The sequence below is a fragment of the Kitasatospora sp. NPDC036755 genome (genome assembly GCF_040636595.1).
Lineage (GTDB): Bacteria > Actinomycetota > Actinomycetes > Streptomycetales > Streptomycetaceae > Kitasatospora.
Window position 1 is genome coordinate 16,489 of the sequence record NZ_JBEZUT010000059.1, and the last position, 16,346, is coordinate 32,834.

The window sequence follows — 16,346 nt, forward strand, 5'->3', positions numbered from 1 at the left end:
GGCAGGCCCCGTGTCCCAGCTCTCCCCGGCGCTCAAGCAGGCCACCCCGGTCGTCGCCGTACGCGGCGAAGGACTCCACCTCTACGACGCCGACGGCCGCCGCCACCTCGACTTCACCTCCGGGGTGGGGGTGACCAGCACCGGCCACTGTCACCCGAGGGTGGTCGAGGCCGTCCGGGAACAGGCCGGCCGGCTGATCCACGGGCAGTACACCACTGTGCTGCACGACCAACTCCTCACCCTCACCGAGCGGTTGGGCGATGTCCTGCCGTCCGGCCTGGACTCGCTGTTCTTCGCCACCGCCGGCACCGAGGCGGTGGAGGCCGCGCTGCGGCTCGCCCGGCACGCCACCGGACGGCAGAACGTGGTCGTCTTCGAGGGCTCCTTCCACGGCCGCACCATGGGCGCGGCCTCGCTGACCACGGGCGGCACCCGGTTCCGGGCCGGCATCGGCCCGATGATGCCGGGGGTCGCGATGGCGCCCTTCCCGGCCGCCTTCCGGCTCGGACTGTCCGAGGAGGAGGCGGTGGCGCACGCGCTGCGCGGCCTCGACGAGGTGCTCGCCACCGTCTCCGCGCCCGCCGACACCGCCGCGATGTTCGTCGAGCCGGTGCTCGGCGAGGGCGGCTACGTCCCGGCGCCGGCCGGCTTCCTGGCCGGGCTGCGCGAGCGGGCGGACCGGCACGGCATCCTGCTGGTGGTGGACGAGGTGCAGACCGGCTTCGGCCGCACCGGGCGGTTCTGGGCCCACCAGTACGAGGACGGGGTGCGTCCCGACGTCCTGATCACCGCCAAGGGCCTGGCCAGCGGCTTCCCGCTGTCCGCGATCGCCGCGCCCGCCGAGCTGATGGGGCGGGCCTGGCCCGGCTCGCAGGGCGGTACGTACGGCGGCAACCCGGTGGCCTGCGCCGCCGCCCTGGCCACCCTGGACGTGCTGCGCGAGGAGCGGCTGGTCGAGAACGCGGCCGTGCAGGGCGTCAGGCTGCTGGCCGGGCTGCGGGCGGTCGCCGCCGGGACGCCCGGGATCGCCGACGTCCGCGGGCTCGGACTGATGGCGGCCAGCGAGTTCTGCCGCCCGGACGGCGCCCCGGACCCGGAGGCGGCCCGGCGCGCCCAGCAGTCCGCGGCCGAGCACGGCCTGCTGCTGTTGCTGTGCGGGATCCACCTGAACGCGGTCCGGATGATCCCGGCGCTGGTCGTCACGGCCGAACAGATCGACGAGGGCCTGGAGTTGTGGGCGAAGGCCGTCGCGGCCGGCGGCCGGTAGGGAGGAGAGGACATGGATGCGGTGACCGAAATCGGCTGGAGCAGCCTGGAGTTGGACGCCCGGCGGGAGCTCTGGTCGCTCCCGCTGGGGGAGCGGGAGCGGCGGCTGCTGTGGGCCGACGCGCGGGCCGGGCAGTGGGGTGCCGCCGAGGAAGTGCGCTCCCGGCTGCGGGAGTTCGTCCGCAACGCCGCCGACTCGGTCGGCATCACCCATGTGGGCGGGCTGGTGGATCCGTCCCGTCCGGAGCAGGAGATCACCGAGGTGCTCTCCTTCCTGCTGCGGGACTTCGGTCGGATCGTCCCGCAGAACGGGCGCGGTGACCTCACCTCGGTGCTGCACGACCAGGACGGCGACGGCAACACCGAACTCGGCTTCCACTGCGACACCTGCGACCTGCTGGTGCTGCTCTGCGTGCGACCCGCCTTCGACGGCGGCGGGCTGACCAAGCTGGCGAGCGCCCGGCACGTGCACGACCTGATCCAGCGGGAGCGCCCGGACGCGCTGGCCACGCTGCGCGAGGACTGGACCTTCGACCGCAGCGGCCGGGCCGGCCCGCAGGTGGTGGTCACCCCGATCCTGTACGACCGCAAGGACGGGACGATCGGCTGCTACTACCAGACCCGCACCGTCCGGTCGTCCCCCGACCGCGGCGGCCCCGAGCTGACGGACCGTCAGTGGGAGGCGCTCGGCGTGCTGGACGAGGTGCTCTACCGGCCGGAGATCGCCTTCGGGCTGCCGATGGCCGCCGGGGACCTGCTGATCATCCGCAACAGCAGGGTGCTGCACGGGCGTTCGCCGTTCGTCGACGAGCCCGGGCCGTACTCCCGGCGGATGCTGAGGATCTGGGTGAACGAGGGGGAGGAGTGGGCGCCGTGACCACCGGAGGAGAGACGGGCGGTACGACCGCCCCGCACGGACGGGTGGCGATCGTCACCGGCGGCGGCAGCGGCCTCGGCCGGGCGTCGGCGCTGGCCCTGCTGGCGGCCGGCTGGACCGTGGTCGTCGCCGGGCGCCGCAAGGACGCGCTGGAGGAGACCGCGGCCCTGGCCGGCCCCGCGGCCGACCGGGTGCTGCCCGTGCCGACCGACATCCGCAGCCCGGAGGAGGTCGCCCGGCTCTTCGGCACCGTCCTCGACCACCACGGCCGGCTGGACCTGCTGTTCAACAACGCGGGCGCCGCCGCACCGCGCCGGCCGATCACCGAGACTCCGTTCGAGGACTGGAACCGGGTGCTGGACACCATCGTCACCGGCGGCTTCCTCTGCGCCCGGGAGGCCTTCCGGGTGATGAGCACCCAGTCCCCGCAGGGCGGGCGGATCATCAACAACGGCGCGCCCTCCGCCTACGTCCCGCGCCCCAACTCGATCGCGTACACCGCGGCCAAGCACGCCGTCCTCGGCCTCACCAAGGTGCTGGCCCTGGACGGCCGTCCGTACGGCATCTCCTGCGGGCAGATCGACGTCGGCAACGTGACCCCGGTGGACGGCGGCCCGCAGCCGGCCGCGATGCAGGCCGACCGGACCATGGCCGTCGAGGCGACCATCCCGGTGGACCGCTTCACCGAGGCCCTGGTGCTGATGGCCTCGCAGCCGCCGGACACCACCATCCAGTCGCTGGTGGTGCTGCCGACCACCATGCCGTTCGTGGGAAGGGGCTGAGCCGTGCTGGTCAGTGCGCGCTCCTTCGCGGAGTACCGCGCGATGTTCGCGCTGGACGACCGGGACCTGGCACAGCGCGTCCTGGACTGCCCGGCCGGCGCGGCGAGCTTCGTGGCGGAGGCCGGGCAGCGCGGCGTCGACGCCGTCGCCGTCGACCTCCAGTACGCCGAGCACCGCGAGGAGCTCGGCCGGCTGGTGGAGCGGGAGACGGAGTTCAAGCGCGAGCTGCTGGTGAAGGAGACGGCCGGCAACGTGTGGTCCTGGTACACCGACCCGGACGACATGATCCGCCGGTGGAAGGCCAGTGCCCGCGCCTTCCGCGCCGACATCGTCGCCCGCCCGGAGCGCTACCTGGCCGGCTCGCTGCCCCGGCTCCCGTTCGCCGACGACTCCTTCGACCTGGTGCTCAGCTCGCACCTGCTGTTCTCGTACGGCAACCGGCTCGGCGAGGACTTCCACCGGGCGGGGCTGCGCGAGCTCGCCCGGGTCGCGCGCCGGGAGGTGCGGATCTTCCCGCTCGTGGTGTACGACACCGGAGCGCGCTACGAGGGGCTGGGGGCGCTGCGCGAGGAGCTGGCGGAGCTCGGTGTCCCCAGCCGGGTGGAACGGGTGGCCTACGAGTTCCAGCCGGGCGCCGACGAGATGCTGGTGCTCTCCACGGCCGGCTACCGGGCGCCGGCCCGGACCGCACCGGGCACGGCGGAGACCGTGGACCCGGTGCGGTGGCGGCACCGGGAGAACGGAACCCGGACGCCCGGATGATCGAGCGCTCCAGGGGCGCCGTACATCGTCGCACCACACTCCTTTCGCATACGGATCATGCCTTCACGGCGAGCTGTTCCATCGAAGGTGTGATTCTCCCGCCGGTCAATTGCCCCGCCGCTCATCCTCGATCTACCGTGCGTCGAAAGTCCCGACGGGGTACCGGGCTCCGTCACCGGGCGCGAGCGAGAGGCGGACGGAATGCCGGCCAAGGTGAAGAAGCAGAAGTTCAGCATGCTCTTCGACTGGTTCGACCAGGGCGGCGACGGCATGCTCACCCACGACGACTTCCAGGCGATGGGCGAGCTCTTCGGCGCGCTGGCCGCGGAGGATGACCGGGAGAACGCCTCGGCGATGCGGAAGGCGTTCGAGGAGTGGTGGCGCGTGCTGCTCGCGCACGGGGACGCCGACGGGGACGGGCGGATCAGCCGTACGGAGTTCCTCGACGTCATGGAGGCCGACATCACGGCCCCGGAGCACTTCGAAAAGGCGGTGCTGGCGATCGCGGACGCCCTGATGCGCGCGCTGGACACCAATCACGACGGGGTGCTGAGCAAGGACGAGTACGTGCGGATGTACAGCGCTCTGGGAATTCCGCCGGAGCACTCGGGCGACGCGTTCCGGCGGCTCGACCGGGACGGCAACGGCGTGATCAGCCACGAGGAATTCAGGCTGGCCATCACCGAGTTCTATTTGAGCACCGACGAGAACGCGCCGGGGAACTGGCTGATCGGCCCCATCGAGCAGAGCGCCTGAACTCCGCGCGCCCCTCGCCACCACGGCCCCTCGGCCCCTCGGCCCGCTCGCCCGGGCCGAGGCGGGGCGCCCGCTCTCCGGCAGGCGCCCCGCGACGCGCCGACCCGCCGTCCGCCGTCCGGCAGCCGGGGCGGCCCCGCGCCGGCGGTGTCCGCCCCGGGGCTCTCGTAGCGCCTGCGGGGGAGCGAAGGGCACGCCGACAGCGGGAGGGACAAGTGCCCGAGGGCACCCGGCACACCGCGCGGCTCTGCCGGCGGATGCGGGACCTGGCCGTGGCGGCCCTGCACGAGCGGGACCCTTCCAGGCTTCACCGGCTCGTCCTGGCCGAACTGCTGAGCGCGTGCGACGCCGAGGTCGTGGTGTTCAAGGAAGGGACCTGGCGGACGGACGCGGGGCCCATGACCATCGCCACCGCCGGCGGCGCGGACGCCGCGCTCACCGACGAGCGGGCACGCCGTCAGATCAGGACGGGCCGCCCCTTCTCCGACTACTACGCGACGACCCGCGACACCACGCCGCTCACCGCCCAGGAGATCGGCCGCGCACTGGACCTGCGGGACGTCCGCGACTTCGCCCCCGGCCGCCGCTTCGCCTTCGGCATCCCCCTGCCGGACACGTACTCTCCCGTCCGCGGGTACGTGCTGCTCCGCCCGGACGGCGCGTTCACCGCCGCGGACCGCACCTACGGCGCGCAGATCCAGCCGCTGCTCCACGCCGTCGACCGGCAGTGGGAGCTGCTGTCCCAGTGGCACGCCATGCGGCGGGAGCCGTCGGCCGGCGGGGAGGCGGCCGGGGGCCGGGCGGCGTGCGCCGAGGCGGGGCTCACGCCACGCGAGCAGGCCGTGCTGCTCCTCCTCGCGGACGCCCTCACCGCCGCCGCGATCGGCCGCCGCCTCGGCATCGCCACCCGCACCGTCAACAAGCACATCGAGCACCTCTACCGGAAGCTCGGTACCCGCGACCGGGTCGCCACCGTCAACCGGGCCCGGGTCAGCGGGCTCCTCCCGCGCTGACCCCGCCCGGGCGGGGCACGCCCAACGAGCCCGTGCCGCAGGGCCGGTGCCCTCGGGCGGAGGCCGGCCGCTCGGCGCGGACTCGCGTATGAAGGCGAATGAAGGCGAACAGGGGAAGAGGCTCCCTCTTGCTCAGGTCGAGTCAGTCATCTTAACTAGGCATCCATGGTCACGAACCCGCCGGGCTTCGTCGCCGCCGACCTCGACAGCACCGCCATGCTCCGCCCCGGTTCGCCTGCCACCGGCAGGACATGACTGACCGCCACCTCGCTGCGGCGCGCCGGTCGAGGCGATCCGGTCCGCACCACCGGGGTCACCGGCCGGCCCCGGCCACGCACCGCCAGCGCACCGCCACCGGGCCGTTGATCCCCGCAATGGCCCTCCCTCAGGAAAAGGTCTGGCTTTGTCGGAGACGCACCACGCCCACAGCACCACCACCGGCCGGTCCGACACCCCGGCGGACGCCGGGGAGCGGCTCGCGGAGCCGGCACCGGGACAGCAGCGGCTCTGGGTGCTGTCCCAGCTGGACGGCGCCAGTGAGGCGTACAACGAGACCCTGGCCTACACCCTGCGGGGCCCGCTGGACCGCGCGGTGCTCGCCCGCGCGCTGGACGAACTGGTCTCCCGGCACGAGATCCTGCGCACCCGGCTGGTCGCCGCCGGGGACGGGGTCCGGCAGCTGATCAGTCCGCCCGGGCCCGGCTTCGCCCTCACGACGGATGACCTGACCGGGGCCCCGGACGCCGCGGCCCGGGTCGCCGAGATCCAGCGCGCGGAGTGCGACACCCCCTTCGACCTGGGGCGCGGCCCGCTGGCGCGCTGCCGGCTGATCGCCCTGGCCGAGCAGCACCACATACTGCTGCTGACGCTGCACCACTCGGTCTTCGACGGCTTCTCGATGAACGTGCTGCTGGGCGAGATCGGAACGCTGTACGCGGCCTTCCGGGAGGGGACGGGCTCCCCGCTGCCGCCGCTGTCCCTGCAGTACGCCGACTACGCGCTGCGGCACCGGGAGTGGGCGGCCGGGGACGGACCGGCGGCGCAGGCCGCCCACTGGCGGGAGGTCCTCGCCGGTGCGCCCGCACTGCTCGAACTCCCCACCGACCGGCCCCGCCCGCCGGAGCAGGACTACCGGGGCGGCCGGGTGCCGGTCCGCCTCGACGGGGAGTTCGGCACCGCCCTCAAGACGGCCGCGCGGGAGCAGGGCGGAACCCTGTTCGGCGCCGTACTGGCGGGCTGGTCCGTGGTGCTGTCGCGGCTGACCGGCCGGACCGACATCGTCGTCGGCGTCCCGGTCGCGAACCGCGGCCTCGGCTCCTTCTCCGAACTGATCGGGTTCTTCGTCAACTCCGTCGCCGTACGGGTGGACCTGTCGAACTCGCCGACCGGCTCGGCCCTGCTGAAGCAGGTGCGCGCCGCGGTGCGCACCGCCCTGGAGCACCAGGACCTGCCGTTCGAGCAGGTGGTGGAGGCGGTCAACCCGCCGCGCAGCACCGCCCACACGCCGCTGTTCCAGACCATGGTCGCCTGGCAGCCCTCCCGGAAGGGCGCGCTGGCGCTGCCCGGGATCGACGTCGAGCCGTTCGGCATCCCCTACGCCGGGGCCAAGTTCGACCTGGCGCTGTCGCTGGCCGAGGAGGACGACGGCGGGGTGCTCGGGTACCTGGACTACGCCGAGGCGCTGTTCGACCACCCGACGGCCGAGCGCTACGCGGGCTATCTGCGCCGGGTGCTGGCCCAGTTCGTCGACCGGCCCGACCTGGGCGTGGACGAGCTGGAGCTGATGGACGAGCGGGAGCGCCACCGGGTGCTGTCCGACTGGAGCGGCGCCGACCGGGCCGCGGCGCCCGCTCCCGCCGGTGCCCCCGCCGGGCTGGTCGAGCGCTTCCAGGCCCAGGTCCGGACCCGCCCCGCCGAGCCGGCCCTGGTCTGCGAGGGGGAGCGGCTCGACTACGCCGCGCTGGAACGCCGCGCCAACCGGCTGGCACACGCGCTGATCGCCCGCGGTGTCGGCCCGGACCAGGTGGTCGGCCTGCACTCCGGGCGCTCGACCGCCCTGGTGGTGGGTGTCCTCGGCATCCTCAAGGCGGGCGCCGCCTATCTGCCGCTCGATCCGGGGCAGCCCGTCGAGCGGCTGGCCGCGATGGTCGAGGACGCCGTCCCGGCCCTGGTGCTCAGCGACGCCGACGTCCCGCCCGGGGGCTGGCAGCGCCTGAACGCGGTCGAGGCCGAGGCGGAGCGCGACGACGCGCCGGGGATCACCGTCGGACCGCCGGACCTGGCCTACGTCATCTACACCTCGGGCTCCACCGGCCGCCCCAAGGGCGTGGCGGTGACCCACGGCAGCGTCACCAACCTCCTCGACACCTGGCTGGCACGGTTCGGCGCCTTCCCCGGCGAGGCGGCCTCCGCCTGGTCGAGCATCGGATTCGACGCCTCGGTGCACGAGTTGCTGATGCCGCTCACCACCGGCGCCGTGCTGCACCTGGTCCCCGACGAGCTGCGCGGCGACCCCGGGGAACTGCTGGACTGGATGCGCGACCACCGCGTCGTGCAGGCCTTCCTGCCGCCGTCCTACGTCAAGTGGATCGACGAGGACCCGGGGGCACGCCTGGACGGACTGGCGCTGCGCCGGCTGCTGACCGGGGTGGAGCCCCTCCCGGAGACGGCGCTCCACCGCATCGAGCGGGCGCTGCCCGGCCTGCGGGTCTGCTACGGCTACGGGCCCACCGAGGCGACCCTCTACAGCACCGCCTACACCGACCCGCAGCCGCTGGACCGGCCCTGCCCGATCGGCCGCCCCCTGGACAACACCCGCCTCTACCTGCTCGACCGGCGGCTGCGACCGGTGCCGACCGGGGTGACCGGCGAGGTCTACCTCGGCGGGGCGAGCCTGGCCCGGGGCTATCTGCACCGTCCGGACCTGACCGCCGAGCGGTTCGTCGACGACCCCTTCGTGCCCGGCGAACGCCTGTACCGCACCGGCGACCTGGCCCGCTGGCTCCCGGACGGCAACGCCCAGTACCTCGGCCGCGGCGACGACCAGGTCAAGCTGCGCGGGTTCCGGATCGAGCCGGGGGAGGTCGAGGCCGCGCTGCTGGACCTGCCCGGCGTGCGGGAGGCGGCGGTGCTCGCCGACCGCGACGCCGCGGGCGAGCTGCGCCTGGTGGCGGGCCTCGGCCGGGGCGACACGGAGCCGCTCCAGGGGCACGAGTGGCGCGCCGCGCTGGCGCGGCGGCTGCCGGACTACATGATCCCCGCGGTCTTCGTCGAGCTGCCGCGGCTGCCGCTCAACCGCAGCGGCAAGCTCGACCGCGCCGCGCTGCTGGAGGCCGCCCGCGCCGCGACCCGCGACCAGGTCAACACGGCGAGCCCGCGCGACCACGTGGAGATGGCCCTGCACACCATCTGGCGGCGGGTGCTGCTCCACCCCGGCATCGGGATATCCGACAACTTCTTCGACCTGGGCGGGACCTCGATATCCGCCATCAAGGTGGCCCGGGCCGTCCGCGAGGAGTTCGGCGAGAGCCTGCCGATCCGCGACATCGTGCAGAACCCGACCATCGAGGCCCTGGCCGGACGGCTCCGGGCGGGGGCGTCGGACGCGCCGGACGGCGACCTGGTCGAGTTCCGCGCGGGGGACGGGCGGCAGCGGGTGGTCTGCGTCCACCCGGCCGGCGGCACGGCGTTCTGCTACCTGCCGCTGGCCTCGGCACTGCCCGACCGGGTCGGCGTCCTCGGAGTGCAGTCGCCCGGGATCGGCCCCGGGCAGACACCGCTGCCCACCGTCGAGGCCATGGCCGAGCACTACCTGTCCCTGGTCGACCCCCGGCCGGAGGAGACGCTGGTGCTGTGCGGGCTCTCCTACGGCGGCCTGGTCGCCCACGAGATGGGGCTCCGACTGGCCCGGGCCGGGCACACCCGGTTCAGCGTGGTGCTGCTCGACACCCACGGAACCGAGGACGCGGAGCAGCTCGCGTCGATCGGGCCGGTGGAGATGGCCGAGTTCCGCGACAAGCTCGTCAGGTTCAACGGGATGTACCCGGGGATCGAGGACGAGCAGATCGAACGGTACTTCCGGATCTACAACCACAACCGGATGACCGCCCGCGACTACCGGGCGCCGTCCTCGCCGGCCCGGCTGGTCCTGGTCGAGGCCGCCGGGGACGGCACCGCGGACGGCCCCGGGAACGACACCGTGGACGGTGCCGCGGAGGCGTCCGGGGAACAACGGCAGCAGCGGGAGCAGGAGGCGCGGCAGGCGCGGGAGGTGCGCGCGTTCTGGCAACGGCGGGCCGGCGGGGGCTTCCTGGCCGAGCCGGTCGCGGGCGGCCACTGGGACCTGCTGGAGAGCGGTGCGGTGCCCCGGATCGCCGAGCTGATCGAGGCCGAGCTGGACCGGTTCCCGGTTCCGCCGTCGTCCCCGGCCACGACCCCGTCCGTGCCGCCGCCCACGCCCGCGCCCGTACCCGGACAGCCGTCCGCCGCGTCCGCCGCTCCCGCCGTGGAGGCCTGATGCGTGCCGAGAGCGCCGCGCCCCTCACGCCCTCGTCCACCGGCCTGGCCCGGGCCGTGCACGAGCAGGCCCTGCGCACCCCCCGTGCCGACGCGCTGGTCGACGGCGACGTCCGGCTGGACTACACCGGTCTGGTCGACGCCGCCGCCGCGGTGGCCCACGGGCTGCGCCTGGCCGGCGTGCGGCCCGGCCAGGCGGTGGCGGTCTGCCTGCCGCGCTCCTGGCAGCTGGTCTGCGTGATGCTCGGCGTCCTGCGGCTCGGCGCCCAGGTCGTCCCGCTGGACGCGCAGAGCCCGGCGCAGCGCCGGGACCACATCCTGGCCGACTCGGGCAGCGTGGCGCTGGTCCACGGAGGGACGGCGCCCGACGGCCTGCCGGACCGGGTGCGCCCGCTGGAGGCGGCGGAGCTGCTCGCGGCCGGACCGGGCGACCGGGAGGCCCTCCCCACCGGGGCACCGGTCTCCTTCGTCTTCTACACCTCGGGCACGACGGGCCGCCCCAAGGGCGTCGAGGTGCGGGACGCCGGCATCCTGCGGCTGGCGGAGCCGGGGTACATCCGCATCGAGGAGGGGGCCCGCTACTCCTGCCTGTCCAATCCGGCGTTCGACGCCCTCAGCTTCGAGGTCTGGGTGCCGCTGCTGACCGGCGGCTGCTGCGTCGTCCTCGGCGACGAGGCCGTCCAGACACCGCACCGGCTGGCCGCCGCCCTGCTGCGGGAGCGCATCGACACGACCTTCGTCACGGTGGCCCTGTTCAACGCGGTGGTGGACACGGAGCCGTCCTGCTTCGCCGGGGTCGGACAGCTGCTCGTCGGCGGCGAGCAGCTCAACGCGCGGGCGATCCGCCGCTGGTACCGGCACAACGCGGCGGCCCCCACCCTGCTGCACAACGTGTACGGCCCCACCGAGGCCACCACCTTCGCGCTGTGCCACCCCATCCCGCGTGACTTCGACGGCGACCTGGTCCCGATCGGACGGGCGCTGCCGCGGACCGGGGCCGTCCTGGTCGCCCCGGACGGCGACCGGGCCGCGGCGCCCGGCGAGGTGGCCGAACTCCACCTGGCCGGTGCCGCCCTCGCGGCCGGGTACCGCAACCTGCCCGAGGAGACCCGGCGCCGCTTCGTCAGGCTGCCCTGGTACGACGGCGGCCGCACGATCCACTACCGCACCGGCGACCTGGTGCGCGCCGACGCCGACGGCCCGATCGAGTACGTCGGGCGCGCCGACCGCCAGGTGAAGGTCCGGGGCTTCCGGATCGAACCCGGCGAGCTGGAGCGGCAGATCCTCGCGCATCCGGCGGTGCGGCAGGCGTACGTCTGCACCCGCCGGGCCGGGGAGCACGGCCCGAACGAGCTGCTGGCGTACGTGGTGCTCGGCGAGGAGGTCCCGTTCGAGGAGTTCGACCGCCATCTGGCGGCCCGGCTGCCCGGCTACATGAGGCCGCACCACATCCACCTCGTGGACGAGCTCCCGCTGAACGCCAACGGCAAGGTCGACCGGGACGCCCTGCTGCGCCGGGAGCACCGGCCCTGGCGCGGTGCGGACGGCGGCCGCCCGGACGCCACGGCCACCACCGCCCGCCAGCGCGAGGTGCTGGACCTGGCGGCCGAGGTGCTCGGGGTGGCGGACCCGCGGCTGGACGACCGCTGGATCGCCGTCGGCGGCGACTCGCTCAAGGCCCTGCGGCTGCGCTTCGAGGTGCGCCGGCGCTGGGGCCGCGAACTGTCCCAGGCGTCGGTGCTGGCCGGGGACCTGGCCGGGATCGCCCGGGCCGTGGCGGAGGGCGGATCCGCCGCCGAGTCGCCCTACCCGGTGCCGGCCGCTCCCACCCGGGCGCGCTCGGCGGCCGCCACCAGCGAGCAGCAGCGCCTGTGGCTGCTGCAGCAGCGGGCGCCGCGCTCCCGGTCCTACGCGGTGGAGCTGGCCTTCCGGCTGGACGGCACGGTCGACGCCGAGGCGCTGCGCGGCTCGCTGCGGGCGCTGGTGCGGCGGCACGCGGCCCTGCGCACCGCCTTCGAGGCCGCGCCCGAGGGGCTGCGCCAGCTGGTCGGGGACCCGTACGACCCGTGGGTCGAGCCCGGCCCGGCGGCCGGGGACGCCCCGCAGCCCGTCGACTCCGAGGGGGGCGCGGGCGGCGCCGAGGACGACGCGCGCGCCAAGGCGAACCGTTTCTTCGCCGTACCGTTCGACCTGTCCAGCCCCCGGATGCTGCGCGCCCGCTGGCTGCCGCAGGACGGCGGCGGGGTGCTGCTGCTCCACCTCCACCACATCGCGGTGGACGGGTGGTCCCTCAACGTCCTGCTGGACGACCTGTCCACCGGCTACCGGCACGCGCACGACGGCACCGCCGAGCCCTCGCCGCACACGGACACCGCCCCGGCGCCCACCCCGCTGGACTTCGCCGCCTGGCAGAGCGACTGGTTCGCCGACCCCGCCTACCTGGCCCAGCGCTCCGAACTGCGGGCCCACTACGCCCGGACGGACGAGGCGCAGGACCACGACCCGGCGGACCGGGCCGAGGCGCGGCCCGGCCCCCGGGCCCGCCTGCTGGCCACCTCGCTGGACGTCGTGCGGCGTGCCGCCGTCGACCGGCTCTGCGCCGAACTGGGCATGACCCGCTTCGAGTTGCTGCTCGGCGTCTTCACCTGGAGCCTCTACGGGGTGACCGGCGGAACCAGGCCGCGGATCGCCGCCCCGGTGGCCAACCGGCCGGTCCAGGAGTTCGAGCGCAGCGTCGGCATGTTCGCCAACACCGTGCTGCTGCCGCAGGCCGTCGCGCCCCGCGAGGCGCTGCGCGGCCAGCTGCTGCGGCTGGTCGCCGACGCCCGTCAGGTGATGGAACGTCAGGACGTCGCGCTGGCCGATGCCCTGGCCGACCGGGAGGCCGCCGGCGGCGAGACCCCGTTCGACTACCTGTTCGTCCTGGAGAACACCGACTTCGGCGCGCTGGCCCTGCCCGGCTGCGCCTCCCGTCCGCTCTGGTGGGCCCCGGCCGAGGCCAAGTGCCCGATGACGCTGTCCGTGGTCGAGCACGGCGGCGGCCTCGACTGCCTGTGGGAGTACGCCGAGGACCGCTTCGACGCCGCCGAGGTGACGGCCGCGGCGGGCCTGTTCCGGCGGGGACTGGACCTGCTCGCCGAGGGCGGGACGGCGACCCCGGCCGAGCTCGTGGCACCGTACCGCCGCGGACTGCCGGAACCCGGCCGGGGCGCCTCGACGGCGCCGGCCTGGACGACGGTGGCCGAGGGCTTCGCCCGGCAGGTCGCGCGCACCCCTGACGCTCCCGCCCTGGTGTCCGACGGCCGGACCGTGAGCTACGCCGAACTCGACGCCCACGCGGCGGCGTTCGCGGCCGAGCTGCGGGCCGCCCACCCGCTGCCGGAGCGGGCCGACAGCCCGTGCCGCGTCGCACTGCACCTGCGGCCGTCGGTCGAGCACGTGGTGGCGCTGCTGGCGCTGGCCCGGCTCAACGTGACCGCCGTGCCGCTGGACCCGTCCTACCCGCCGGCCCTGCGCCGGCAGGTGCTGGACCAGGCGGAGCCGCTGTGCGTGCTGCTCCCGCCGGGCGGAGACCCGGAGTTCGACGCCGTCGACCCGGGCCGCGTCGCACGCCACCCGGTGGTGCTGGCACCCGGGGCCCCGGTGGCCGCGCCCGCCGCACTCGTCGTGCCCGCCGCGCCCCCCGCCCCGGCGCACGGCGGCGCCCGGCCGCTCTACACCCTGTTCACCTCCGGCTCCACCGGCGTCCCCAAGGGCGTGCAGGTGTCCGACCGCACCCTGTGCAACCTGCTGCAGTGGCAGGCGGATTCGGGCGGACTGGCGGCCCCCGCGGCCACCCAGCAGTTCTCCATGCTCTCCTTCGACGTGTCCTTCCAGGAGGTCTTCGGGACGCTGTGCGGCGGCGGCCGCCTGCACCTGGTCCGGCCCGACTGGCGGCAGGACGCCCCCGCGCTGCTGGAGCAGCTGGAGACGGCCGGGGTGGAGCGCGTCTTCATGCCCTACGTGGCACTGCAGCTCCTCGCCGAGCACGGTGTCCAGCTGGGCCGCTACCCCTCGCGGCTGCGCGAGGTGGTCACCGCCGGCGAGCAACTGGTGTGCACCGAGGCGATCCGCCGCTGGTTCGCGGGCCTGCCGGGCGCACGGCTGTACAACCACTACGGCCCGACCGAGACGCACGTGGTGAGCAGCCTCCGCCTGGACGGCGACCCGGCCCGCTGGCCCGAACGCCCCGCCATCGGCCGGCCGGTGGCCAACGCGGTGCTCACCGTGGTCGACGAGGCCGACCAGCCCGTACCCCCCGGCCGCGCCGGCGCCCTGCTGATCGGCGGCGCGATGGCGGCGCGCTGCTACCTGGGGGACCCTGCGCTCGACGAGGCGCGCTTCGTCGAACTGCCCGGCCTCGGCCTGTGCTACCGCAGCGGCGACCGGGCCCGGTTCGACCGGCAGGGCCTGCTGCACTACCTCGGCCGGGACGACGACCAGATCAAGCTGAGCGGACACCGGTTGGAGCTGGGGCAGGTCGAGGCGGCCCTGCTGCGCCACCCGGACGTCGTCAACGCCGTGGTGGTCCGCGACGGCGAGGAACTGGTGGCCTGCCTGCAGTGCCGCGCGGAGGCGCCCACGGTCGAGGACCTCACCGCGCACCTGGCGCCGCTGCTGCCGGGCCACGTCCGGATCGCCCGGTTCCGGGTGGTGGGGGAGCTGCCCAGGACGCCCAGCGGCAAGCTGGACCGCCGGGGTGCGCTGCGCTCCGCCGGGCGGGAACTGCGCCGGCCCACGGCCCGGGGCACCGCCCTGTCGGCGCGCGAGGCCCGGCTGACCGAGGTGTTCGAGGCCGTCACCGGCCTGGCGATCGACCCGGCGCAGACCTTCTTCCAGGCCGGCGCCTCCAGCCTGGGCCTGATGCGCTTCCAGCTCCGCTGCTCCGCCGAACCGGGCCTGCGCTTCACCGTCGCCGACCTGTTCGAGCACGTCACCGTACGGGCGCTGGCCGCCTTCCTGGACCGGGCGGACGCACCGTCGGCCGTCGGTGCGCCGGCGGTCGGTGCGCCGTCCGTCGGTGCGGTGCCGACCGCCGGGGACGGCCCGATCGCGGTCGACGAGCCGATCGCGGTCGTCGGCATGGCGGTCCGGCTCCCCGGCGCCTCCGACCTCTCCGCGTTCTGGCGGATGGTCACCGCGGGCGGCATCGGGATCGAGCACTTCGACGCCGCCGACGGCCTGGTCGGGGCACGCAGCCAGCTGGACGGCCCGCTGGACTTCGACCCGGACCACTTCGGCATCAGCCGGCAGGAGGCCCGGCTGATGGACCCCCAGCAGCGGCACCTGCTGATGAGCTGTGTCGAGGCGCTGGCACACGCCGGGATCGCCGACCCGTCGGGTGCGCGCGTCGGCCTGGTCGCCGGAGCCGGTGAGAACACCTACTTCCAGTCCATGCTCCGCGAGGCCGACCCCGAGCGCCTGCCCGACGGCTTCCAGCTGGCCCTGCACCACGACAAGGACTTCCTCGCCACCAAGGCGGCCTACCACCTCGGGCTGACCGGCCCCGCCTTCACCACCCAGGCGGCCTGCGCCAGTTCGCTGGTGGCCGTCCACGTCGCCGCCGGGCTGCTGCGCCAGGGCGACGCCGAGGTGATGCTGGCCGGCGGCGTCCTGGTCGACCCGACGCTGACCGGCGGGTACCGCTACCAGCCGCAGCACATCTTCTCCGTGGACGGCCTCTGCCGCCCCTTCAGCGACGACGCGAGCGGCACCATCGGCGCGAGCGGCGTCGGCACGGTGGTGCTCAAGCCGCTGCGGCTGGCCCGCCGCGACGGCGACACCGTGTACGCCCTGATCACCGGTTCGGCGCTGAACAACGACGGCTCCGACAAGCTGAGTTACAGCGCTCCCTCGCTCGCCGGGCAGCGCGAGGTGATCCGCGCCGCCCTGCGCCGCAGCGGTCGCGGCGGCGCCGACCTCGGCTACGTCGAGGCCCACGGCACCGGCACCCGGCTCGGCGACCCGGTCGAGGTCGGCGCCCTGCGCCAGGCCTTCGACCTGGACCGCTCCGGCCACTGCGCGCTGACCTCGGTCAAGAGCCAGATCGGACACCTGGGCGCGGCGGCCGGCGTGGTCGGGCTGGTCCGGGCCGCGCTCGCGGTCCACCACGGCGTGATCCCGCCCAACGTCGGCTTCCGCGCCCTCAATCCGCGGCTCGGCCCCGACCCCGCGCCGTTCTACATCCCCACCGAGGCCCGGCCCTGGCCCGCGGACCGGGCCAGGATCGCGGCGGTGAGCAGCTTCGGGATCGGCGGCACCAACGCCCACGCGGTGCTGGAGGCCGACGGTGATAATGGACGCCGGGTCGTCACCCGCCACGATAGCGGTGATCGT

At 74.9% G+C, this 16,346-nt stretch carries 8 protein-coding genes; all 8 read left to right on the forward strand.

All coding sequences use genetic code 11. The features are described from left to right. Positions 1-10 precede the first annotated feature (10 nt). Positions 11-1,267, forward strand: coding sequence for an aminotransferase class III-fold pyridoxal phosphate-dependent enzyme (locus tag AB0E96_RS11940; protein ID WP_359821723.1), 1,257 nt, complete (start codon positions 11-13; stop codon positions 1,265-1,267). Between the two features lie 12 nt (positions 1,268-1,279). Then, a complete protein-coding gene (locus tag AB0E96_RS11945) occupies positions 1,280-2,143 on the forward strand; it encodes a TauD/TfdA family dioxygenase (protein ID WP_359821703.1) in 864 nt (287 codons plus the stop codon). Further along, the gene (locus AB0E96_RS11950; protein WP_359821706.1) at positions 2,140-2,925 is read left to right on the forward strand and encodes an SDR family oxidoreductase; all 786 of its coding nucleotides are present in this window, start codon (positions 2,140-2,142) and stop codon (positions 2,923-2,925) included. Before AB0E96_RS11945 ends, AB0E96_RS11950 begins: the two co-directional genes overlap by 4 nt. A 3-nt stretch (positions 2,926-2,928) precedes the next feature. Further along, the gene (locus tag AB0E96_RS11955) at positions 2,929-3,687 is read left to right on the forward strand and encodes a methyltransferase domain-containing protein (RefSeq protein ID WP_359821709.1); all 759 of its coding nucleotides are present in this window, start codon (positions 2,929-2,931) and stop codon (positions 3,685-3,687) included. Positions 3,688-3,888: 201 nt separating this feature from the next. Then, positions 3,889-4,443 (forward strand): EF-hand domain-containing protein, encoded by a 555-nt coding sequence (locus AB0E96_RS11960; protein WP_359821711.1) that lies wholly within the window; start codon positions 3,889-3,891, stop codon positions 4,441-4,443. 215 nt (positions 4,444-4,658) lie between these two features. After that, positions 4,659-5,456, forward strand: coding sequence for a LuxR C-terminal-related transcriptional regulator (locus AB0E96_RS11965; RefSeq protein ID WP_359821714.1), 798 nt, complete (start codon positions 4,659-4,661; stop codon positions 5,454-5,456). A gap of 403 nt (positions 5,457-5,859) precedes the next feature. Beyond that, positions 5,860-9,972 carry an amino acid adenylation domain-containing protein gene (locus AB0E96_RS11970; RefSeq protein ID WP_359821716.1) on the forward strand — a complete coding sequence of 1,371 codons (4,113 nt, stop codon included), beginning with the start codon at positions 5,860-5,862 and terminating at the stop codon, positions 9,970-9,972. After that, positions 9,972-16,346: amino acid adenylation domain-containing protein (locus tag AB0E96_RS11975; RefSeq protein WP_359821718.1), on the forward strand; the 6,375-nt coding region annotated here is incomplete at its 3' end. The genes AB0E96_RS11970 and AB0E96_RS11975, both read left to right, overlap by 1 nt.